Origin of the sequence: Streptomyces sp. NBC_00203 (assembly GCF_045206325.1) — a bacterium.
GTDB classification, from domain to species: domain Bacteria; phylum Actinomycetota; class Actinomycetes; order Streptomycetales; family Streptomycetaceae; genus Streptomyces; species Streptomyces lutosisoli.
In genome coordinates this window covers 7,303,214-7,324,456 of record NZ_CP108126.1, presented here as the reverse complement: position 1 = coordinate 7,324,456, position 21,243 = coordinate 7,303,214, and the positions used below count along the sequence as shown (strand labels likewise).

20 protein-coding genes are annotated in these 21,243 nt (G+C 70.5%); 8 read left to right on the top strand and 12 right to left on the bottom strand.

Annotated elements, in window-relative coordinates; all coding sequences use genetic code 11:
• Window positions 1-339: 339 nt before the first annotated feature.
• From OG975_RS32845 to OG975_RS32830, 4 genes are all read right to left on the bottom strand, one after another.
• Window positions 340-2,040: a methylmalonyl-CoA mutase gene (locus tag OG975_RS32845; RefSeq protein ID WP_406332922.1), complete on the bottom strand. Its 1,701-nt coding sequence runs from the start codon at window positions 2,038-2,040 to the stop codon at window positions 340-342.
• A gap of 74 nt (window positions 2,041-2,114) precedes the next feature.
• Window positions 2,115-2,453, bottom strand: a complete 339-nt coding sequence (locus OG975_RS32840) for a DUF3817 domain-containing protein (protein ID WP_406332921.1) — start codon at window positions 2,451-2,453, stop codon at window positions 2,115-2,117.
• A gap of 90 nt (window positions 2,454-2,543) precedes the next feature.
• Entirely contained in the window at window positions 2,544-3,053 is a 510-nt protein-coding gene (locus OG975_RS32835) for a MarR family winged helix-turn-helix transcriptional regulator (protein ID WP_406332920.1), read from the bottom strand.
• A gap of 10 nt (window positions 3,054-3,063) precedes the next feature.
• Entirely contained in the window at window positions 3,064-4,341 is a 1,278-nt protein-coding gene (locus OG975_RS32830; protein WP_406332919.1) for an MFS transporter, read from the bottom strand.
• Window positions 4,342-4,460: 119 nt separating this feature from the next.
• Between OG975_RS32830 and OG975_RS32825 the strand changes: the two genes are divergently transcribed.
• On the top strand, window positions 4,461-5,444 hold the full coding sequence (locus tag OG975_RS32825; RefSeq protein ID WP_406332918.1) for a DUF5937 family protein: 984 nt from the start codon (window positions 4,461-4,463) through the stop codon (window positions 5,442-5,444).
• Between the two features lie 235 nt (window positions 5,445-5,679).
• Here OG975_RS32825 and OG975_RS32820 read toward each other — a convergent pair whose 3' ends face one another.
• From OG975_RS32820 to OG975_RS32800, 5 genes are all read right to left on the bottom strand, one after another.
• Entirely contained in the window at window positions 5,680-6,309 is a 630-nt protein-coding gene (locus OG975_RS32820) for a TetR/AcrR family transcriptional regulator (RefSeq protein ID WP_406332917.1), read from the bottom strand.
• Window positions 6,306-6,986, bottom strand: coding sequence for a DUF4166 domain-containing protein (locus OG975_RS32815; RefSeq protein WP_406332916.1), 681 nt, complete (start codon window positions 6,984-6,986; stop codon window positions 6,306-6,308). The genes OG975_RS32820 and OG975_RS32815 overlap by 4 nt, the downstream gene beginning before the upstream one ends.
• Complete coding sequence (locus OG975_RS32810; protein WP_406332915.1) at window positions 6,983-7,735, bottom strand: hypothetical protein; 753 nt, start codon at window positions 7,733-7,735, stop codon at window positions 6,983-6,985. Before OG975_RS32810 ends, OG975_RS32815 begins: the two co-directional genes overlap by 4 nt.
• A gap of 149 nt (window positions 7,736-7,884) precedes the next feature.
• Window positions 7,885-8,178: an MTH1187 family thiamine-binding protein gene (locus OG975_RS32805; RefSeq protein WP_406332914.1), complete on the bottom strand. Its 294-nt coding sequence runs from the start codon at window positions 8,176-8,178 to the stop codon at window positions 7,885-7,887.
• Window positions 8,175-8,522 (bottom strand): DUF3817 domain-containing protein, encoded by a 348-nt coding sequence (locus OG975_RS32800; RefSeq protein ID WP_406332913.1) that lies wholly within the window; start codon window positions 8,520-8,522, stop codon window positions 8,175-8,177. The genes OG975_RS32805 and OG975_RS32800 overlap by 4 nt, the downstream gene beginning before the upstream one ends.
• 159 nt (window positions 8,523-8,681) lie before the next feature.
• On the opposite strand from OG975_RS32800, the gene OG975_RS32795 reads away from it, so the two are divergent.
• The 4 genes from OG975_RS32795 (at window position 8,682) to OG975_RS32780 (ending at window position 11,332) form a co-directional block, all read left to right on the top strand.
• Complete coding sequence (locus tag OG975_RS32795) at window positions 8,682-9,314, top strand: AIM24 family protein (RefSeq protein ID WP_327435213.1); 633 nt, start codon at window positions 8,682-8,684, stop codon at window positions 9,312-9,314.
• 1 nt (window position 9,315) lies between these two features.
• Entirely contained in the window at window positions 9,316-9,966 is a 651-nt protein-coding gene (locus OG975_RS32790; RefSeq protein ID WP_330307361.1) for an AIM24 family protein, read from the top strand.
• Window positions 9,963-10,763, top strand: coding sequence for an AIM24 family protein (locus tag OG975_RS32785; protein WP_381265021.1), 801 nt, complete (start codon window positions 9,963-9,965; stop codon window positions 10,761-10,763). The genes OG975_RS32790 and OG975_RS32785 overlap by 4 nt, the downstream gene beginning before the upstream one ends.
• Window positions 10,764-10,855: 92 nt before the next feature.
• The gene (locus tag OG975_RS32780; RefSeq protein WP_330307360.1) at window positions 10,856-11,332 is read left to right on the top strand and encodes a MarR family transcriptional regulator; all 477 of its coding nucleotides are present in this window, start codon (window positions 10,856-10,858) and stop codon (window positions 11,330-11,332) included.
• Window positions 11,333-11,483: 151 nt separating this feature from the next.
• Here the strand turns inward: OG975_RS32780 and OG975_RS32775 are convergent, their stop codons facing one another.
• The 3 genes from OG975_RS32775 to OG975_RS32765 form a co-directional block, all read right to left on the bottom strand.
• The gene (locus tag OG975_RS32775) at window positions 11,484-12,734 is read right to left on the bottom strand and encodes an MFS transporter (protein ID WP_406332912.1); all 1,251 of its coding nucleotides are present in this window, start codon (window positions 12,732-12,734) and stop codon (window positions 11,484-11,486) included.
• 348 nt (window positions 12,735-13,082) lie between these two features.
• On the bottom strand, window positions 13,083-14,039 hold the full coding sequence (gene meaB / locus OG975_RS32770; RefSeq protein ID WP_406332911.1) for a methylmalonyl Co-A mutase-associated GTPase MeaB: 957 nt from the start codon (window positions 14,037-14,039) through the stop codon (window positions 13,083-13,085).
• Between the two features lie 88 nt (window positions 14,040-14,127).
• Entirely contained in the window at window positions 14,128-15,330 is a 1,203-nt protein-coding gene (locus OG975_RS32765) for an acetyl-CoA C-acetyltransferase (RefSeq protein WP_406332910.1), read from the bottom strand.
• A 146-nt stretch (window positions 15,331-15,476) separates the two neighbouring features.
• On the opposite strand from OG975_RS32765, the gene mce reads away from it, so the two are divergent.
• From mce to OG975_RS32750, 3 genes are all read left to right on the top strand, one after another.
• Window positions 15,477-15,917, top strand: coding sequence for a methylmalonyl-CoA epimerase (gene mce, locus OG975_RS32760; protein ID WP_266762866.1), 441 nt, complete (start codon window positions 15,477-15,479; stop codon window positions 15,915-15,917).
• Window positions 15,918-16,160: 243 nt separating this feature from the next.
• Complete coding sequence (scy, locus tag OG975_RS32755; RefSeq protein WP_406332909.1) at window positions 16,161-20,009, top strand: polarized growth protein Scy; 3,849 nt, start codon at window positions 16,161-16,163, stop codon at window positions 20,007-20,009.
• Window positions 20,010-20,192: 183 nt separating this feature from the next.
• Window positions 20,193-21,128, top strand: a complete 936-nt coding sequence (locus tag OG975_RS32750) for a cellulose-binding protein (protein WP_406332908.1) — start codon at window positions 20,193-20,195, stop codon at window positions 21,126-21,128.
• The last annotated feature ends 115 nt before the right edge of the window (window positions 21,129-21,243 follow it).

Sequence of the window (21,243 nt, the reverse complement as noted above, 5' to 3'; positions counted from 1 at the left end):
TTCGCCCCCGCCGCCCCTACCCGTCCCATCCCGTTCCTGGGGCTCCGCCCCAGACCCCGTAGGCCGGTTCTTTGACTGCGGGTGGGTGGGGGCTGGTCGCGCAGTTCCCCGCGCCCCTGAAGGCGCGGGGCTGCGCCCCGCGATCCCACGCCCGCCCCGGGTCTTTTGTCTTTAGGGGCGCGGGGAACTGCGCGAGCAACCCCCACAGCCCCGCACCCGACGAACAACCCCAGTCTTTTCAGGGGCGCGGGGAACTGCGCAATCTTTTAGGGGGGTCTGGGGGCGCAGCCCCCAGGAACGGATGGGACGGGTAGGGGCGGCGGGGGCGAGGAAAGGCGCTCAGAAGCCCGCCGGCTCCGTGTAGATGCCCCACTCGTCCCGCAGGACGTCACAGATCTCACCCAGCGTCGCCTCGGCCCGCACCGCGTCCAGCATGGGCCCAATCATGTTCGACCCGTCCCGCGCGGCAGCGAGCATCGCATCGAGAGCCCCCCGCACATCCCCCTCGTCCCGCCCCGCCTTACGACCCCCCAGCACCCGCACCTGCTCCCGCTCCACCTCATGACTGACCCGAAGAATCTCCAGATCCCCGGTCACGGACCCATGGTGGACATTGACACCCACCACCCGCTTGTCGCCCTTCTCGAGCGCCCGCTGGTACTGGAACGCCGACTCCGCGATCTCCCCGGTGAACCACCCGTCCTCGATCCCCCGAAGAATCCCGGAGGTGACCGGCCCGATCGGGTGCTGTCCGTCGGGATGCGCCCGCAGCCCCCGCTCCCTGATCTGCTCGAAGATCTTCTCCGCGTCGGCCTCGATCCGGTCGGTGAGCTGCTCCACGTACCAGGAACCACCCAGCGGGTCGGCCACGTTGGCGACGCCGGTCTCCTCCATCAGCACCTGCTGCGTACGCAGGGCGATCTCCGCGGCCTGTTCGGACGGCAGCGCGAGCGTCTCGTCCAGGGCGTTGGTGTGGAGGGAGTTCGTGCCGCCCAGCACCGCCGCGAGCGCCTCCACCGCCGTACGGACGACGTTGTTGTACGGCTGCTGGGCGGTCAGTGAGACACCGGCCGTCTGCGTGTGGAAGCGGAGCCACTGCGCCTTCTCGGACCGGGCGCCGTACACGTCCCGCATCCAGCGGGCCCAGATCCGCCGCGCCGCCCGGAACTTGGCGATCTCCTCGAAGAAGTCGAGGTGCGCGTCGAAGAAGAAGGAGAGACCGGGCGCGAAGACGTCCACGTCGAGTCCGCGCGACAGCCCGAGCTCCACGTACCCGAAACCGTCCGCCAGCGTGTACGCCAGCTCCTGCGCGGCCGTGGAGCCCGCCTCCCGGATGTGGTACCCGGAGACGGACAGCGGCTTGTACGCGGGGATCTTCTCGGCGCAGTGCTCCATCAGGTCCCCGATGAGGCGAAGGTGCGGCTCGGGCTGGAAGAGCCACTCCTTCTGCGCGATGTACTCCTTGAAGATGTCGGTCTGGAGCGTGCCGTTCAGCACGGCGGGGTCGACGCCCTGCCGCTCGGCCGCGACCAGGTACATGCAGAAGACGGGAACGGCCGGACCACTGATGGTCATCGAGGTCGTGACGTCACCCAGCGGGATGTCCTTGAACAGGACCTCCATGTCGGCCGCCGAGTCGATCGCGACCCCGCAGTGCCCGACCTCGCCGAGCGAGCGCGGGTCGTCGGAGTCGCGCCCCATGAGCGTGGGCATGTCGAAGGCCACGGAGAGGCCGCCGCCGCCGTTGGCGAGGATCATCTTGTAGCGCTCGTTGGTCTGCTCGGCGTTGCCGAACCCGGCGAACTGCCGGATGGTCCACGTACGCCCTCGGTAGCCGGTCGGATAGAGGCCGCGGGTGAAGGGGTACTCGCCCGGCCAGCCGATCCGCTCGAAGCCCTCGTACTCGTCCCCGGGCCGCGGCCCGTACACGGGCTCCACGGGGTCACCGGAGAGCGTGGTGAAGTCGGCCTCGCGCTTGCGCGAAGCGTCATAGCGGGCCTGCCAGCGTCGGCGGCCCTCCTCGATGGCGTCAGCGTCCATACCCTCGAATTTACTAGGACGTCCTAGTAAATGTCGATGGCAAACCGCCGTACGTTGCCGTACGGCGGTGAGGTTTACGCCTTGGCGACCGCGGGAGAGCCGTCCGTGACCTTGGACTCCAGCTCGCGGGAGATCTTGCGCTCCACGAAGAAGGCGGCCGTGGGGATCGTCCCGGCCAGCAGCACCCACAGCTGCTTGCCGACCGGCCACTTCGCCTTGGAGCCCAGGTCGAAGGCGAAGATCAGGTACACGACGTACAGCCAGCCGTGCGCGATGGCGACGATGCGGGTGAAGTCCACGGCACCGTCCATGTCGAGCAGGTACTTGGCGATCACGCCGAGGGTCAGCAGGACCAGCAGCACACCGGTGACGTAGGCCATCACGCGGTAGCGGGTCAGCACGCTCTTCTTCATGCGTACGAGCGTAACGGCCCCTTTTGCACGATCTTCGGCCGCCCCCACAAGCCCTCGAAGTGCGGCGCCGCTCGTCCCGTCAGTGGGGCTCTACTCGCCCTCGAAGTCCCGCGCGGCGACCCGCAGCGGCCGCAGCATCGCGAAGATCTCCGCGCACTCCTCGGCGTCGTACGCCCCGAGCCCGAAGTCCATCGCCATCAGGTCACGGGTGGCCGCGTCGCAGACCTCGCGGCCCTTCTCGGTGATGGAGGCGAGCGTGCCGCGCCCGTCGTTGGGGTTGGGCCGCTTGTCGACGAGCCCGGACGTCACCAGCCGGTCGACGGTGTTCGTGACGGACGTCGGGTGCACCATGAGCCGCTCCCCGATCTTGGACATCGGCAGCTCGCCCGCCTTGGAGAAGGTGAGCAGCACCAGCGCCTCGTACCGCGCGAAGGTCAGTCCGTACGGCTTGACGACCGCGTCCACCTCGGCGAGCAGGATCTGGTGCGCGCGCATGATCGAGGTGATCGCGGCCATGGACGGCACGGATCCCCAGCGCTGCTTCCAGTGTTCGTCGGCGCGGGCGATGGGATCGAAGGCAAGACTGAGCGGCTTCGGCACGCGAAAGACCTTACCGGCCGGTCATATCGCGGTCAGCCCCGTCTCGCGTTTCGGTCGCGGACCCCTGCGGGACCGGGGCTTCAGCCCCTTCCGTACGCCGCGCCTCCACCGCCAGGATCAGACAGCAGACGGTGCCGACCACCCCGGCGCCCGCGACCGTCGCCCGCACCCCGGCGAACTCCGCCACGGTCCCCGACAGCGCCATCCCCACCCCCTGCACGGTCATCAGCCCGGCGGTGTTCAAGGTCATGGCCCGCCCGCGCACCTCCTCGGGCACCGCCGCCACGAACCACTGGTCCAGCCCGAGCGAGTACGCCGATCCGGCGCCCGCGAGCAGCAGCAGGACCAGCGACCCGGCGAGCCCGGGCCGCAGCGCGTACCCGGCGTACGGCAGCAACGTGACGCTGACGAGCGGCAGGGCGAGCCGGGTACGGGTCGCGGGCCGCAGCCTCGACCCCGCGTACAGCTCACCCGCGATCGCGCCGACCGGCAGCGCGCACATCAGCAGGCCGAGCCCGGCCGATCCGGTGCCGAGCCCATCGGCGTACGGCGCGGCCAGGGCCTCCGGCGCGACGGCGAACATCGGCGGCACCCAGAACAGCAGGAGCAGCACGCGCACGCGCCGGTCGGCGAGGATCCGCCGGGTGCCGCGGAGCGAGTCCCGCACCAGCGCCTGGCCTCGACGAGCCCGCGCGGGCCGCCGCCGGGTGCCGAACCGCAGCAGCGCGGCGGAGGCCAGGAAGGTGCACACGGTGATGAGCAGCGCACCACGCGGCGGTACGACGCCGAGCAGCACACCGCCGAGCCCGAACCCGGCGAGCAGCGCGCCCTGCGCGACGATCCGCAGCAGGGAGCGGCCCAGCACGAACAGCTCTCCGTCGCCGAGGACATCGGTGAGCGTCGCCGTCCGCGCCCCCTGGAACAACGGGGCGACCATGGCGAGCGCGCAGCGCATGGCCAGCAGCACCGCGATGTGCGCGCCCGGCACCACCATCACGCCCACGCACCCCGCGCACACCAGGTCGCACACCACCAGGACCCGACGGACCGGGAAGCGGTCCGCCAGGCCGGCGAGGAGGGTCCCTCCGATGAGATAGGGGAGGAAGCCGAGCGCGAACGTCAGGGCGCTCATCAGCGGAGAGCCCGTCAGGTCGTAGACGAGGACGGACAGGGCGATCTCACTGACCACGAGCCCGAGGACCGAGAACGCGTGCGCGACGAAGACGGCACGGAACTCGCGTACGGCGAAGAGGGGGCGGTAACCGGTGGTTTCGGGGGCTTGTGGCATGTGCAGCAGGGTGCACGCGCGCTCGCCCGCCGCCGTAGAGTTTCGGCGACAGCCGAATCTTTGCTCTTCAGTCGTCTTCAGTCGTCTTCAGTCGTCTTCGGGCATTCCAGGGGGTGCGTGTGCCGTCGCTTCTGCACTTCGAGGAGGACGACCTCCTCAACTGCCGCTTCGCGGTGTCGCCCCTGTGGGAGACGCAGGAGGCGGTACGCACGCTCAACCGCCCCGCGCGGCACGGCTACCAGGCGCACTGGCTGCGCCGTATCCGCACGGCGGCCGCCGGACTCGACCTCGCGCCCCTGTGGCTCCTGATGCCGCAGACCGGCTACTCCCCCGACTGGCTCGGCCCGCCCCCGATCGGGCCGGCGGCCACCTTCGAGGAGGAGATCGCCGCGGTCCGCGCGGCCGACCCGGAGGCGGCCCGGGAGGAAACCGCGAGGTCGCTCGCGGACACCCCGGGCGCCCTCGAATCGTCCCGGGGCCGGGCCCTGCTGAAGGACCCGGTGCGCATGGTCCAGGAGCTGGCCGACCTGATGGAGACCGCCTGGCACACGCTTCTTGAACCGGACTGGCCGCGGCTGCGTGCCCTGCTGGAGGCGGATGTCGCGTTCCACTCCCGGCGGCTCGCGGAGGTCGGGCTGGGCGGGCTGCTGCCGGAGATCGACCGGCGGTTCGGATGGCAGTCCCACACGCTGGCCATCGAATGGAAGGGCCGGCACGAGCGGGAGCTCGCGGGGCAGGGCCTGGTCCTGATGCCGAGCGTCTTCATCTGGCCGGACGTGGTCAGCTCCTTCGATCCGCCCTGGCAGCCGACCCTCGCCTATCCGGCCCGTGGCATCGGCGGCCTCTGGGCCGAGCCTTCGCACCACACGTCCGACGCTCTCGTACGACTCCTAGGCCGCGGCCGGGCCACCGTCCTCACATCCCTGGACGAACCCGCCACCACGACGGCCCTGTCGCACCGTCTCGGTCTCGCACCGTCCTCGGTGTCGGCCCACCTCACGGCCCTGCGTGACACGGGCCTGCTCATCTCGCGCCGCTACGGACACCAGGTCCTGTACGAGCGCACACCACTGGGGATGGCGCTGGCGTCGGGGGACACCTGACGAGGGTCTTCGCCCCCGCCGCCCCTACCCGTCCCATCCCTGGGGGCTCCGCCCCCAGACCCCCAAAAGATTGCGCAGTTCCCCGCGCCCCTTTTAGGGGCGCGGGGAACTGCGCAATCTTTTGGACCAGACCCCAACCCACCCGCAGCCAACACACAGCCCAACGGGGTCGAAGGGGCAGAGCCCCTGGGGACGGGACGGGTAGGGGCGGCGGGGGCGAAGACCCCACGTGCGTTCAGCGGGTGGTGCGGCGCAGGTGGTGGCGGATGGCTCGTTGGGCGACCGGGCCCAGGGACTCGAGGGCCGTGAGGAGGGCGGTGAGTTGTTCGAGGGACGCGAGGGCGGAGGCGGCCCCGGCCGGGTCGACGCCCTCGTAGAGCTGGATACCGACGAAGGAGGCCGCGACCGCACGGGCGAGCCCCACCGGATCGGCGAATTCACCGAGGGGCGTCGCCGGCAGGACCCGCGTGAGGACCTTCTCGATCTCCGCGATCCAGAGGTCGAGCCCGGCCGCCGTGGCAGGCGCGATACGCGGATGCGTCTGCGCCCCGGCAAGGAGCTGGCCCAGCACGGCGACATACCCCTCCGCCCGCTCGACCTCATGCATCTCCCGCCCGAAGGAGAGAAGTTCGGCAAGGCTCCCGATCTCGGCGAGACGCTCACGGTGGCGAGCGACCCGCCGCTCCGCCCCGTACCGGCACGCCTCCGACAGCAACTCGTCCACGGACCCGAAGTGGTAGAACACCAGCGCCTGATTGACCCCGGCCGTCGCCGCGATCGAACGGGCCGAGGTTTTCGCGATCCCCTGCTCGACGAGCGTCCGCAGCGCCCCCTCAAGCAGCTTCTCCCTGGTCGCCTCACTCACGCCCGCACCTCCTCACGGACCGGCCGCAGACCGGCGCGCACACCGCGCGTACGGATGTCGGTGTACGTCGCCCGGAAGGAGCCCGAGTAGCCGAACAGCGGCCCGAAGTGGCGGTTCACTACGCGGACTTGGATACGGAAGCGGCCCGTGGCGTCGTCGAAGGACTCCCGCACCTCGGCCTCGCCGCCCACGAGTTCGGGCACCCGGACGTCCACGGGGCCCTCACGGAAGCGGTGTTCGCCGGACCGGATCAGCAGGGAGCCGTCGGGTTCGGCGCGGAAGAACAGGTCGCTGGCCAGGTGCTGATGCGTGCCGAGGTAGTCGAGGACGCGGTCGCCCTTGGGGCTCAGCACCATCTGGGCGTCGAAGCGGCGCGAGCGGCCGGGCAGGTCGAAGGTGCGCACGAACGTCACCGTCTCCCGCCCGAAGCCGTCGGCGTACGGCACGTTCTCGATGGTGAAGGGCACGTGCCGACCCGTACGCGGGACCAGGATGTTGCGCGTGGTGCCCAGCGCCAGGAACGGCTTCACGAAGCCGCGCCCGTGCCAGATCCGGTCCATGACACCGCGCCCGGTGCACGCCTCGCCGCTCGACAGGCCGACGGAGAAGCGGCGTTGCAGCTCGGGGTGGAGGCGTTCGAAGTCCGCGCCCATCACCGTACGGAAGATCGAGGTCATCGCTGGAGCTCCAGGGTGGTGAGGAGGCGGGGGGCGCGGGCGTGGGCATGCGGTGTGCGCAGACAGCGGCGGGCCGCCGGGGTGCTCGGCAGCGGCGGTACGAAGAGGGCGGACAGCGCGGCCAGTACGGCGAGCACGGGGGTCGCGAACAGGGCGAGCGGCGCCAGCGGGCCCGCCGCGTCCATGAGCGCCCCGCACACCAGCCCCGAGCAGGCGGCCAGGAGCACGAGGGCGCGGACCGCCATTTCGGCGAGCCAGTTGCGCAGCGCCCGCTCCGGCGTGACGCCCCGTTCCAGCCACAGCCTCAGCCGGTCGAAGGACCAGGCGGTGGCCCAGCCCATGAGGGGGCGGAAGAGCAGCCGGTCGGCCACCGCTCCGGGGCGGCCCCAGCGCGGGCGGTAGTCGTACCCGGTGAGGAAGCGGACGCCGTCGCCGCCCGGGACGTACCGCCAATAGCCGCTGCCCTCGGCGAGCAGCGAGAGCGGATGCGGTGAGGCGAAGCGCAGCGCGGAGGTGCGGGTGCCGTCAGGGCGTTCCTTCTCGCCGGCCGAGACACCGGTGCCCGCGACGGTCAGGAACGGCAGCACGCGCGTGGCGTAGCGGAAGCGCTGCGGCTCGCCCTCCACGCGCGGGAGGTAGTCGATCTCGGTGAAGCGAAGGTCCCAGCGCCGGTGCTGCGCGGGGTCCTGCGTCCGCGCCCACAACTCGTCGAGACCGACGCGTATATGCGCCTCTACGTAGAGCCCCATCCCCGAACCCCCACTTCAGCAACGCTTTTTGAGCGACTGCTCAACCGATCGGAACAGGAGACTACCGAGGTTTGAGCGATCGCTCAAATATCGCGACACGAAAAACCCCGGCCCTGAGGACCGGGGTTTCGCCGTTCCGTCGCGGAGATTCAGGCCGACAGGTGCCGCTCCACCGTCTCCACCTTGGAGGTCAGACCGTCCGTCACACCGGGACGGATGTCGACCTTCAGGACGACCGAGACGCGCGGAGCGCGCTCCTCGACGACGGCGACGGCGCGCTTCACGACGTCCATCACCTCGTCCCACTCACCCTCGATCGAGGTGAACATCGCGTCGGTGCGGTTCGGCAGGCCCGACTCGCGGACGACTCGGACGGCGTCGGCGACGTACTCCCCCACGTCCTCGCCGACGCCCAGCGGCGTCACGGAGAAAGCGACGATCATGACGTCTTCACCACGCCCTCGCGGCGGGCGCGGGACGCGATGACCGCGTTCTCGGCCTCGCGCTTGAGCTTGCGCTCGGCGAAGAAGCCGCCGGTGGGCAGGACGGAGAGGACGAAGTAGAGGAGGCCGGTGCCGGTGCTCCACTTGGTGCGGTTCCAGGCATCCAGCCAGAAGATCACGTACAGGATGAAGAGGACACCGTGGATCGCGCCCATGACGGGCACCGCGTTGAATTCCGTGGTCCGCTTCAGCACCGAGCAGACGAGCAGCAGCAGGAAGGAAACGGCTTCGGGGGCCGAGACCAGACGCAGGCGGCGGAGGGCGGAGGCTGTCTTCAGGTCCACGGGTCACCTTCGGTGGGAGAGACGTCCACAGTTTGTGAACGCACGCACAAGCATCGCCCATTGTGGCAAACGGTCCCCCTAAGGGTGCGCTCAGGGTGTCTGTCCACCTACGGGCCCTGTCCCGCGGAGCGGCCCGGCGGCTACCTTCACTGCGTGGCGATGTTTCGACTTCAAGGCAGCAAGGTGCTGGCCGTCGACATGACCGGGGACGCCGTGAAGGCGAAGAACGGCTCGATGGTCGCGTACGACGGTCAAATGGCCTTCAAGAAGCTGAGCGGTGGCGGTGAGGGGGTACGGGGGATGGTGACCCGGCGCCTCACCGGTGAGCAGATGACGGTGATGGAGGTGAAAGGGCACGGGACCTGCTGGTTCGCGGACCGGGCCTCCGAGATAAACCTCGTCAGTCTCCAGGGGGACAAGCTCTACGTGGAGTCGAGCAATCTGCTCGCGACGGACGCGGGCCTGCGCACGGGCACGTCCTTCACGGGGCTGCGGGGCGCCTCGCAGGGCAACGGGCTGTTCACCACCACCGTCGAGGGGCACGGACAGGCGGCGATCACGTCCGACGGCCCGGCGGTGGTGCTGCGGGTCAGCTCCCAGTACCCGCTGACGGTCGACCCGGGCGCGTACATCGCGCACCAGGGCAATGTGCGGCAGTCCTTCCAGTCCGGTGTGACGTTCCGCACGCTGCTCGGCGAGGGCGGTGGCGAGGCCTTCCAGATCCGCTTCGAGGGCGACGGCCTGGTCTACGTACAGCCCAGTGAGCGCAACACGATCGCGGGGGACGTGTGACATGCCCTTTCGCGAAGTGAACTCGAAGATGGTCGAGGCCACGGTGCTGCCGGGCCAGCGGCTGTTCAGCCAGCGCGGCGCGATGCTCGCCTACAAGGGCGAGGTCTCCTTCACGCCCAACGTCCAGGGTGGCCAGGGCGGTGTGATGTCGATGATCGGCCGCCGCCTGGCGAACGAGGCGACCCCGCTGATGACCGTCGAGGGCTCCGGCACGGTGCTCTTCGGGCACGGCGGCCACCATGTCCAGGTGATCAATCTCACCGGCGACACCTTGTACGTCGAGGCGGACCGGCTGCTCGCCTTCGACGGCACGCTCCAGCAGGGCACGATGTTCCTGGGCTCGCAGGGCGGCGTCATGGGCATGGTGCGCGGCCAGGTGACCGGCCAGGGGCTCTTCACGACCACCCTGAAGGGGCAGGGCGCGGTCGCGGTCATGGCGCACGGGGGTGTTTTCGAGGTCCCGATCACCCCGCAGCGCCCGGTCCACGTCGACCCGCAGGCCTACGTCGCGCACCACGGCGACGTACGGAACAAGCTGTCCACGGCGCTGGGCTGGCGCGACATGGTGGGCCGCGGTTCGGGCGAGGCGTTCCAGCTGGAGCTGAGCGGCAGTGGTGCGGTGTACGTCCAGGCCTCGGAGGAGAAGCTGTGAGCGCGTACGGGACTCCGGGCGGCCCGGTCATCCACGACCCGATGACGCTGCCGGTCGACGACAACGTCAACAACTACACCTTCTGCGTGGAGCTCAAGGGGAGCCAGTGGTTCCTGCAGAAGGGCAAGATGATCGCCTACTACGGGTCGATGCAATTCAACGGCGTCGGACACGGCCGGCTCGACCGTCTCGTCCGTACGTCGTTCCATTCGCCTCTGCACGCGAGCGACTGGGTCGTGGCGGAGGGCTCGGGCAAGATGCTGCTCGCCGACCGGGCCTTCGATGTGAATTCCTACGATCTGGACAACGGCAATCTGACCATTCGCTCGGGCAACTTGCTCGCTTTTCAGCCAAGTCTTGCCCTCAAGCAGTCGATCGTGCCGGGGTTTCTGACCCTGATCGGAACCGGGAAGTTCGTAGCCGCATCTAACGGTCCGGTGGTGTTCATGGAACCCCCGATCCGGGTGGACCCACAGGCCCTGGTCGGCTGGGCCGACTGCCCCTCCCCCTGCCATCACTACGACCACGGGTACATGACAGGTGTAATGGGCGGTCTACGTGCGATGACGGGCCTCGGCGGGGCCTCCGGAGAGGAGCACCAGTTCGAGTTCGTAGGGGCCGGCACGGTGCTGCTCCAGTCCACCGAAACCCTCATGGCCGAGCAGGCCATGGGGGCGGTCCCACGCGAGCCCGGAGTGCCGGGCGCGGGCGGGGTGCCTGGTCACCAGGGGCAGCAAGCCGGCGCACCGCGCCTTCCCGGACAGCTGGGGGACCTCCAGCGTCGCTTCGGGCTGTGAGCGGTAGTCTGCGGAGTGTGACATCGAACGCGTGCGCGCAGTCACACCACCCTCACTAGTTCGCCTTTCAACATTTTAGGTAGACTTCATTTATGGAGACCGAGACGGCCACGCGCTGGCTGACCGATGCGGAGCAGTGCGCCTGGCGCACCCACCTGGAGGTCAACAGGCTGTTGGCCTACCAGCTCGAAAGGGACCTGCAGCCGTTCGGGCTGACCATGAACGACTACGAGATCCTGGTGAACCTCTCCGAGTCGGAGGGCGTACGGATGCGGATGAGTGACCTCGCGTCCGCCACCCTCCAGTCCAAGAGCCGCCTCTCGCACCAGATCACACGCATGGAGAACGCGGATCTGGTGCGCCGCGAGAACTGCGAGTCCGACCGGCGGGGGCTGTATGCCGTGCTCACCGAGCACGGCATGGAGACGATGAAGAAGGTCGCGCCGCATCATGTGGGGTCCGTGCGGAGGCACTTCATCGATCTGGTGTCGCCGGAGGCGTTGGAGGAGCTGCACAAGTCGTTGCGGCCGATCGCTGAGCATCTGCGGGGGCAACGAGGTAAGCCGTAGCGCTCCGCTGGGTTCAGCCGGGAGCTCCGGGCCGTCCGATGTCTGCGGGTTGCCTGTGGCTGGTCGCGCCCACGCGGCGGAGCCGCAAATGCCGCTGCCCCGCGCCCCTGACGGGGCGCGGGGAGCCGGAGTTCGAACAGTGCCCCGCCGATCAGACTCGGGAAGGCTCCTCAGCGTCCTTGGGGGTTTCCCGCGGCACCGACGCCGCGCCCGTACCCCGTGCGGAGATCAGGGCCGCCGTCACGGCCGCCGCCCCCGAGATCGCGAAGCACAGGCCCAGGGACACGTGGCCGACCAGGAAGCCCACCCCGGCGGCGCCGCCCGAACTTCCGGCGTTCACCGCGGTGTTGACCCAGGCGCCCGCCTGGGTGCGGAAGCCGGGCGGGGCCGCCTCGTCGGCGATCAGGTAGGACGTCGTCAGGGCCGGGGCGACGAAGAAGCCCGCGCAGGCCACCGCGACCGTCAGGGTGCCGAGGCCGGGAGCGAGTCCCGCGGCGAGCAGGGCGAGGCCCAGGCCGCCGGCCAGCAGCGGCAGCCGGACCCGTGCGGACGTACGCCAGTTGACGGCGCCGTTGAGCAGGCCGCCCAGCGCGCTGCCCACCGACAGCGCGGCGAGCACCCAGGCCACGACGTCGTCACCGTGATGGCGTTGCTGCGCGAAGGCCATGACCAGCAGGTCGATGGCTCCCAGGGACAGACCGACACCCGCCGCCACGACGACGGACTGCACGAGCGCGCGCCCGCCCCGCAGCCGACGCCCGGAGCGTCCGGCGGACTTCGCCGCGGCCGGGCGTACGCCGGCGACGATCGGTGACAGCACGAACGCGAGGGTTCCGGCCCACACCAGCAGGGCACTGAGCGCGACCCCGGCGGCCGGCGGCGCGAACTGCACCACCACGCCCACCAGCAACGGCCCCGAGACGAAGAGGATCTCCTCCGCGACACCGTCCAGGCTGTACGCCCGCTGCAAGAGCGCCTTGTCCTCGATGACCTCACTCCATACGGCACGCATCGTGGGGCCCAGGGGCGGCGTACAGGCGCCGGCCGCGACGGCCAGCGCGCCGATGCCCGTCACCGGTGCTCCCGGGCGCCAGGCTGCCGCCGCGAAGGCCGCGAGCAGGGTCGCGTAGAGCGAGGCCATCGGGATGAGGGCACGGCGCGGGCCGTACCGGTCGATCAGGGCCGCCCGCGCGGGCGACAGGGCCACGCTCATCGCGCCGAACAGCGCCATGACCGTGCCGGCCACGGCGTACGACCCGGTCGCGCGGGTGACCGTGAGCATCATGGCCAGCGAAACGATGCCGTACGAGAGTCTGCCGATGAGGGCGGTGGTGAAGGTGCGGCGGGTGTGGGCCATGCGGAAGAGCGCGGCGTACGAGGGCCGCGAAGGTGACGCAGACATGTGAAGGTTCCTCAACAGCGAGGCGGAAAAGGGGACGCCTGGGTGCCGCGACGACACAGCCGACTCGCTGTGCATCCGTCGCGGGCCTGGTCGGCCCTACGCCAAGTGAAGGAACATGCGCCCCAACTTACCAGCGCCCAATAAAAGTTGACCAGCGAGTTCCTTCGCCCCCGCCGCCCCTACCCGTCCCATCCCTGGGGGCTGCGCCCCCAGACCCCCGCTAAAAGATTGCGCAGTTCCCCGCGCCCCTTTTAGGGGCGCGGGGAACTGCGCAATCTTTTAGGCGCGCCCCCACCCATCCGCACCCGACACACAACCGAACGGGGTCGAAGGGGCAGAGCCCCTGGGTCAGCCCTCCGTCAGGCCCTCCACCAGGGAGTCCGCGGCGCGGTACGGATCCGTCTCGCCCGCCACGATCCGCTCCGCCAGCGCACTGAGCCGCCGATCCCCGTGCAGGTCACCGATCCGCTGCCGCAGCGCGGTGACCGCGATCGTCTCGACCTCATGGGACGCCCGGGCAAGACGCCGCTCGTGAAGCACCCCGTGCTCCTCCATCCACGCCCGGTGCTTCTCCAGCGCCTCGACCACCTCGTCGATCCCCTCGCCCCGCGCGGCGACCGTCTTGACGATCGGCGGCCGCCAGTCACCGGGGCCACGGGATTCGCCGAGGCCGAGCATGTGGTTCAGCTCACGGGCGGTCGCGTCGGCCCCGTCCCGATCCGCCTTGTTGACGACGTACACGTCGCCGATCTCCAGGATTCCGGCCTTGGCCGCCTGGATGCCGTCGCCCATGCCGGGGGCGAGGAGGACGACGGAGGTGTCCGCCTGGGAGGCGATCTCGACCTCGGACTGGCCGACACCGACCGTCTCCACCAGGACGACATCACAGCCGGCCGCGTCCAGGACCCGGATCGCCTGGGGAGCCGCCCACGCGAGGCCGCCCAGGTGCCCCCGGGTGGCCATCGAGCGGATGTACACCCCCGGATCCGACGCGTGCTCGGACATCCGCACGCGGTCGCCGAGCAGGGCGCCCCCGGAGAACGGTGAGGACGGGTCGACGGCCAGCACCCCGACCCGCTTGCCCTGCCGCCGATACGCCGTCACCAGCGCCGACGTCGAGGTCGACTTGCCGACACCCGGGGACCCGGTGAGCCCGACCACATACGCGTTGCCGGCCAACGGTGCCAGCGCCGCCATGACCTCACGGAGCTGCGGTGCCGCGCCCTCCACCAGGGAGATCAGCCGGGCCACGGCCCGCGGCCGTCCTTCCCTGGCCTGGGCCACCAGCGAGGAGACGTCCTGCATCACAGCTCCGTTCACGAAGTCACGACGGGTCATGAGGGGTCATGCGTGGTCATGAGAGGTCATGAGTCACCAGTGGCGACAAACGCTCTCAGGCCTTCGGTACCCGCACGATCAGCGCGTCACCCTGCCCACCGCCACCGCACAGTGCGGCCGCGCCCACGCCGCCGCCGCGCCGCTTCAGTTCGAGGGCGAGGTGCAGCACGAGACGGGCGCCCGACATACCGATCGGGTGACCCAGGGCAATGGCGCCGCCGTTGACGTTCACCTTTTCCGTGGACACCCCGAGGTCCTTCATTGACTGGACCGCGACCGCCGCGAAGGCCTCGTTGATCTCGATGAGGTCGAGGTCCGAGACGTCCAGGCCCTCCTTCTTGAGCGCGTGGAGGATCGCGTTGGACGGCTGCGACTGGAGGGAGTTGTCCGGCCCCGCCACGTTGCCGTGCGCGCCGATCTCGGCGATCCACTCCAGGCCCAGCTCCAGCGCCTTGGCCTTGCTCATCACGACCACGGCGGCGGCGCCGTCCGAGATCTGCGACGCCGTACCGGCCGTGATCGTGCCGTCGCGGGTGAAGGCGGGACGCAGCTTGCCGAGCGACTCGGCCGTGGTCTCGCCGCGGATGCCCTCGTCCTTGCTGAAGACGACGGGCTCGCCCTTGCGCTGCGGAATCTCGATGGGAGTGATCTCCGCCTCGAAGATGCCGTTCTTCTGGGCGGCGGCCGCACGCTGGTGGGACAGGGCCGCGATCTCGTCCTGCTCGGGCCGCTGGATCCCCAGCCGGCTGTTGTGCTTCTCCGTCGACTCGCCCATGGCGATGTTCTCGAAGGCGTCCGTCAGACCGTCGTACGCCATGGCGTCGAGCATCTCGATCGCCCCGTACTTGTAGCCCTCACGGGACTTGGGGAGCAGATGCGGCGCGTTCGTCATCGACTCCTGGCCGCCCGCGACCACGACGTCGAACTCGCCCGCGCGGATCAGCTGGTCCGCGAGTGCGATGGCGTCCAGGCCCGACAGACACACCTTGTTGATGGTGAGTGCCGGAACGCTCATCGGGATGCCCGCCTTGACCGCGGCCTGGCGTGCCGGGATCTGCCCTGCCCCGGCCTGGAGCACCTGGCCCATGATCACGTACTGCACCTGGTCGCCACCGATGCCCGCACGGTCGAGGGCGGCCTTGATCGCGAAGCCGCCGAGGTCGGCTCCGGAGAAGGACTTCAGCGAACCCAGCAACCGCCCCATGGGCGTTCGGGCGCCCGCGACGATCACCGAGGTACTGCTGTTCGTTCCAGACATGAGGTGCGATCCCCTTACCGGCTGCACAGCCGAGGAGTGAACGAGGGTTTACTTGAATGTACTGAGCGGTAGGCCACCCGTCATCCGGCCTGGAGTGTGATCGCGCGCACGTTGCGTAACCACCTCCGGAGCGCTGCACTAACTCCATGCTGACGCGAATCGACCACATTGGGATCGCCTGTTTCGACCTCGACAAGACTGTCGAGTTCTACCGTGCGACGTACGGCTTCGAGGTCTTCCACTCCGAGGTCAACGAGGAGCAGGGCGTACGAGAGGCCATGCTCAAGATCAACGAGACGTCCGACGGCGGCGCCTCCTACCTCCAGCTGCTCGAACCCACCCGCGAGGACTCCGCGGTCGGGAAGTGGCTGGCCAAGAACGGTGAGGGGGTGCACCACATCGCCTTCGGCACGGCGGATGTCGACGGCGACGCCGCGGACATCAGGAACAAGGGCGTCCGGGTGCTCTACGACGAGCCCCGGATCGGGTCCATGGGGTCCCGGATCACCTTCCTTCATCCAAAGGATTGCCATGGTGTCCTGACAGAACTGGTCACTTCGGCGGCTGTTGAGTCACCTGAGCACTGACCTCCGTATATCTGGGCCGGTAGGGTTGGGGGCGGCCGTCGCCTTTACACGGGGACGGCCGAGGTCCTGCCGTCTTCCAGCGAGCAGGACCGAGGGCCGGGGTCCAGGTTTCGGGGGACGAGCGTCGGGGCAGCAGCCCATGCTCCGCCGTTGATCTGACACCATTCCCCGGGGGCCCCGTTCGGCGGATGGACGGAGCTCGTTTGGAGTGACTTGCGACCAGGGGACGGATGGGACCGCGCAGTGCGGGGCTACGAACGCCAGGAGCGAGAGCCGGCGGCTGACGTCGACCACCTCTCTCGGTTCGAGGCCGAGATGGAGCGGCTGAAGACCGAGCGGGAGAAGGCCGTCCAGCACGCCGAGGACCTCGGCTATCAGGTCGAGGTGCTGCGCGCCAAGCTGCATGAGGCGCGGCGCAGTCTGGCGACCCGTCCTGCCTATGACGGCGGCGACATCGGTTACCAGGCCGAGCAGCTGCTGCGTAATGCGCAGATCCAGGCCGACCAGCTGCGCGCGGACGCCGAGCGCGAGCTGAGCCAGGCCCGCGCGCAGACGCAGCGCATCCTTCAGGAGCACGCCGAGCAGGCGGCCCGGCTCCAGGCGGAGCTGCACCAGGAGGCGGTCTCCCGGCGCCAGCAGCTCGACCAGGAGCTGGCGGAGCGCCGCCAGACCGTCGAGTCGCACGTCAACGAGAACGTGGCGTGGGCGGAGCAGCTGCGCGCCCGCAGCGAGTCGCAGGCCCGCCGGCTGCTGGAGGAGTCGCGCGCCGAGGCCGACCAGTCGCTGGCCGCCGCCCGCACGGAGGCCGAGCGGGTCGCCGCCGAGGCCCGTCAGCGGCTCACCGCCGACGCCGAGTCGGCCCGCGCGGAGGCCGAGGCACTGCTGCGCCGCGCCCGCACCGACGCCGAGCGGCTGCTGAACGCCGCGTCCACGCAGGCCCAGGAGGCCACCGACCACGCCGAGCAGCTGCGCAGCTCCACGGCGACCGAGTCGGACTCCGCCCGCCGCCAGGCCACCGAGCTGAGCCGGGCCGCCGAGCAGCGCATGACCGAGGCCGAAGGGGCGCTGCGCGAGGCGCGGTCCGCGGCGGACAAGGTCGTCGCGGAGGCGAAGGAGGCCGCGGCCAAGGCCCTGGCGAGCGCCGAGTCGGCGAACGAGCAGCGCACGCGTACGGCGAAGGAGCAGGTCGCCCGGCTGGTCACCGAGGCCAATCAGGAGGCCGAGACCACCAAGGCCGACGCCGAGCAGCTCGTCGAGGACGCCCGCGCCAAGGCCGAGAAGATCGTCGCCGAGGCCGAGGAGAACGCCCGCAGTCTCACCGCCGAGGAGACCGCCTCCCAGCTCGCCAAGGCGGCCCGTACCGCCGAGGACGTGCTGAACAAGGCGTCCGAGGAAGCGAAGAGCACCACCAAGGCCGCCACCGAGGAGGCCGAGCGGATCCGCACCGAGGCGGAGGCCGAGGCGGACCGGCTGCGCGCCGAGGCGCACGACATCGCCGAGCAGCTCAAGGGCACGGCGAAGGACGACACCAAGGAGTACCGGGCCAAGACGGTCGAGCTGCAGGAGGAGGCGCGCCGCTTGCGCGGCGAGGCCGAGCAGCTGCGCGCCGACGCGGTCGCGGAGGGCGAGCGCATCCGCGCCGAGGCCCGGCGCGAGGCCGTCCAGCAGATCGAGGAGGCGGCCAAGACCGCCGAGGAGCTGCTCGCCAAGGCGAAGGCCGACGCGGACGAGCTGCGCCAGACCGCCACGACGGACAGCGAGAAGGTCCGCACCGAGGCCATCGAGCGCGCGACGACGCTGCGCCGGCAGGCCGAGGAGACCCTGGAGCGCACCCGCGCCGAGGCCGAGCGGCATCGCGCGGAGGCGGTCGAGCAGTCCGAGGCGATCAACGCGGAGGCCGAGCGGGCCGCCGAGCAGCTGCGCGAGGACACCGAGCGCGCCATAGCGGCTCGCCAGGCCGAGGCCGCCGACGAGCTGACCCGGCGGCACACGGAGGCCGAGGAGCGCCTCGCCGCCGCCGAGGAGGCACTGACCGACGCGCGTGCGGAGGCCGAGCGCATCCGGCGCGAGGCCGCCGCGGAGACGGAGCGGCTGCGTTCGGAGGCCGCCGAGCGGATCCGTGCGCTCCAGGCGCAGGCCGAGACCGAGGCCGACCGGCTGCGCAACGAAGCCGCGGCGGACGCGTCCGCGTCCCGGGCCGAGGGCGAGACCATCGCCGTACGGCTGCGTTCGGAGGCGGCGGCGGAGGCCGAGCGGCTGAAGTCGGAGGCCCAGGACAGCGCCGACCGGGTTCGGGCGGAGGCGCAGGCCGCGGCCGAACGCCTGGCGACCGAGGGTGCCGAGACGCTGGCCGCCGCCCAGGAGGAGGCCGCCCGGCGCCGTCGCGAGGCCGAGGAACTTCTCGGCTCCGCACGCCAGGAGGCCGACCAGGAGCGCGAGCGGGCCCGCGAGCAGAGCGAGGAGCTGCTGGCTTCCGCGCGCAACCGTGTCGAGGAGGCCCAGGCCGAGGCCGTACGCGTGGTCGAGGAGGCCGACCGGCGCGCGACCGAGATGGTCTCCAACGCCGAGCAGACCGCACAGCAGGTGCGCGACTCCGTGGCGGGGCTGCACGAGCAGGCTCAGGAGGAGATCACCGGTCTCCGCAGCGCCGCCGAGCATGTGGCGGACCGGACGCGGACCGAGGCGCAGGAGGAGGCGGACCGGGTCCGCGCCGACGCCTACGCGGAGCGGGAGCGGGCGTCCGAGGACGCGGCGCGCATCCGGCGGGAGGCGGCCGAGGAGACGGACGCCGCCAAGTCGCTGGCGGAGCGCACGGTTTCGGAGGCGATCGCCGAGTCCGAGCGGCTGCGCTCGGACGCCGCCGCGCACGCCCAGCGGGTCCGCACCGACGCGTCGGACGCCATCGCGAACGCCGAGCAGGACGCCTCACGCACCCGTGCGGACGCCCGGGAGGACGCGAACCGGATCCGTTCGGACGCGGCCACGCAGGCGGACACCCTCATCACCGAGGCGACGTCGGAGGCCGAGCGGCTGGCCCGTGACACCGCCACCGAGGCCGAGCGCGTACGGGCCGAATCCGTGGCCAAGGCCGAGCAGCTCATCTCGGACGCGACGGGCGACGCGGAGCGGCTGCGTGCCGAGGCCGCCGAGACGGTCGGCTCCGCGCAGCAGCACGCCGAGCGGATGCGCAGCGAGGCGGAGCGCGTCAAGGCCGAGGCGGCGGCGGAGGCCGAGCGGCTCACGTCGTCGGCGCGCGAGGAGGCCGAGCACACGCTGGACGAGGCGCGCCAGGAGGCCAACAAGCGGCGTTCCGAGGCGGCCGAGCAGGTCGACACGCTCATCTCGGAGACCGCGTCGGAGGCCGACAAGCTGCTCTCCGAGGCGCAGCAGAGCGCGCAGAAGACGACGGCAGAGGCCGAGTCGCAGGCCGACACGATGGTCGGCGCGGCCCGCAACGAGGCCGAGCGGGTCGTCTCCGAGGCGACCGTGGAGGGCAACTCCCTGGTGGAGCGTGCCCGTACGGACGCGGACGAGCTGCTGGTCGGCGCGCGCCGGGACGCGACGGCGATCAGGGAGCGCGCGGAGGAACTGCGCGACCGCATCACCACGGAGATCGAGGAGCTGCACGAGCGGGCCCGCCGCGAGTCGGCCGAGACGATGAAGAACGCGGGCGACCGGTGCGACGCGCTCATCAAGGCGGCCGAGGACCAGCTCGCCGAGGCCGAGGCGAAGGCGAAGGACCTGATCTCGGAGGCCAGTTCCGAGGCGAGCAAGGTGCGAATCGCCGCCGTCAGGAAGGCCGAGGGTCTCCTCAAGGAGGCCGAGCAGAAGAAGAGCTCGCTCGTCACCGAGGCCGAGCAGATCAGGTCCGAGGCGATCCGCGAGGCGAAGGCGGCGGTCGAGGAGGGCAAGCGGGACCTGGAGGTCCTGGTGCGCCGCCGCGAGGACATCAATGCCGAGATTTCCCGTGTCCAGGACGTCCTGGAGGCGTTGGAGTCCTTTGAGGCCCCGTCCGGGAACAAGGACGGTGGAGTCAAGGCGGGCGCTGCCATCGGCGCACCACGTTCGAGTGGCAAGTCGTCAGAGGGCTAGCCAGAAGCACCGATTCCATGCTTAGCAGGGACCTTTGGCACAGCTTCTGGCAAGCCCTCCGACAGCTAGCCACCCAAAAGGAGTGTCATTCTCCAGATCAAACACGTATCCGCTCGATGACACACCGCTTTGGCCCCTAGGATTCCCCCTATCACCTCACCGGTCTCATTCGACAGGAACCCCATGAGCGACACTTCCCCCTACGGCTTCGAGCTTGTGCGGCGTGGGTACGACCGCGCTCAGGTGGACGAACGCATTTCGAAGCTCGTCTCCGACCGTGACAGCGCTCTGGCCCGTATCACTGCTCTGGAAAAGCGCATCGAGGAGCTCCACCTCGAAACGCAGAACGCCCAGTCCCAGGTAAGCGACGCAGAGCCGTCGTACGCGGGTCTCGGCGCGCGCGTCGAGAAGATCCTCCGCCTCGCCGAGGAGGAGGCGAAGGACCTGCGCGAGGAGGCCCGTCGCGCTTCCGAGCAGCACCGCGAGCTCGCCGAGTCGGCGGCCCAGCAGGTCCGCAACGACGCAGAATCGTTCGCTGCGGACCGCAAGGCCAAGGCGGAGGACGAGGGCGTCCGGATCGTCGAGAAGGCCAAGGCCGACTCTTCCCAGCTGCGCCAGGAGGCGCAGAAGGACGCGCAGCAGAAGCGCGAGGAGGCCGACGCCCTCTTCGAGGAGACCCGCGCCAAGGCCGCGCAGGCCGCCGCCGACTTCGAGACGAACCTCGCCAAGCGCCGCGAGCAGTCGGAGCGCGACCTCGCGTCCCGTCAGGCCAAGGCCGAGAAGCGTCTCGCGGAGATCGAGCACCGCGCGGAGCAGCTCCGCCTGGAGGCCGAGAAGCTGCGCACGGACGCCGAGCGCCGCGCCCGCCAGACGGTGGAGACGGCTCAGCGCCAGGCCGAGGACATCGTGGCCGACGCGAACGCCAAGGCCGACCGCATCCGCTCGGAATCCGAGCGCGAGCTCGCGGCCCTCACCAACCGCCGCGACTCGATCAACGCCCAGCTCACGAACGTCCGCGAGATGCTCGCGACGCTCACGGGCGCCGCGGTGGCCGCCGCCACCACGCCGGCCGAGGACGAGCCGATCTCGCGTGGGGTTCCGGCGCAGCAGTCCCGGTAGTTCCTGGTAGTTCCTGCTCAAGGCTCCGGCCCGCACCCCTCCTCGGGGTGCGGGCCGCTGTCATATCACCGGGTCGGGGAGCGCCCCGTAAGGGGCGCGGGGCTGTGACATATGC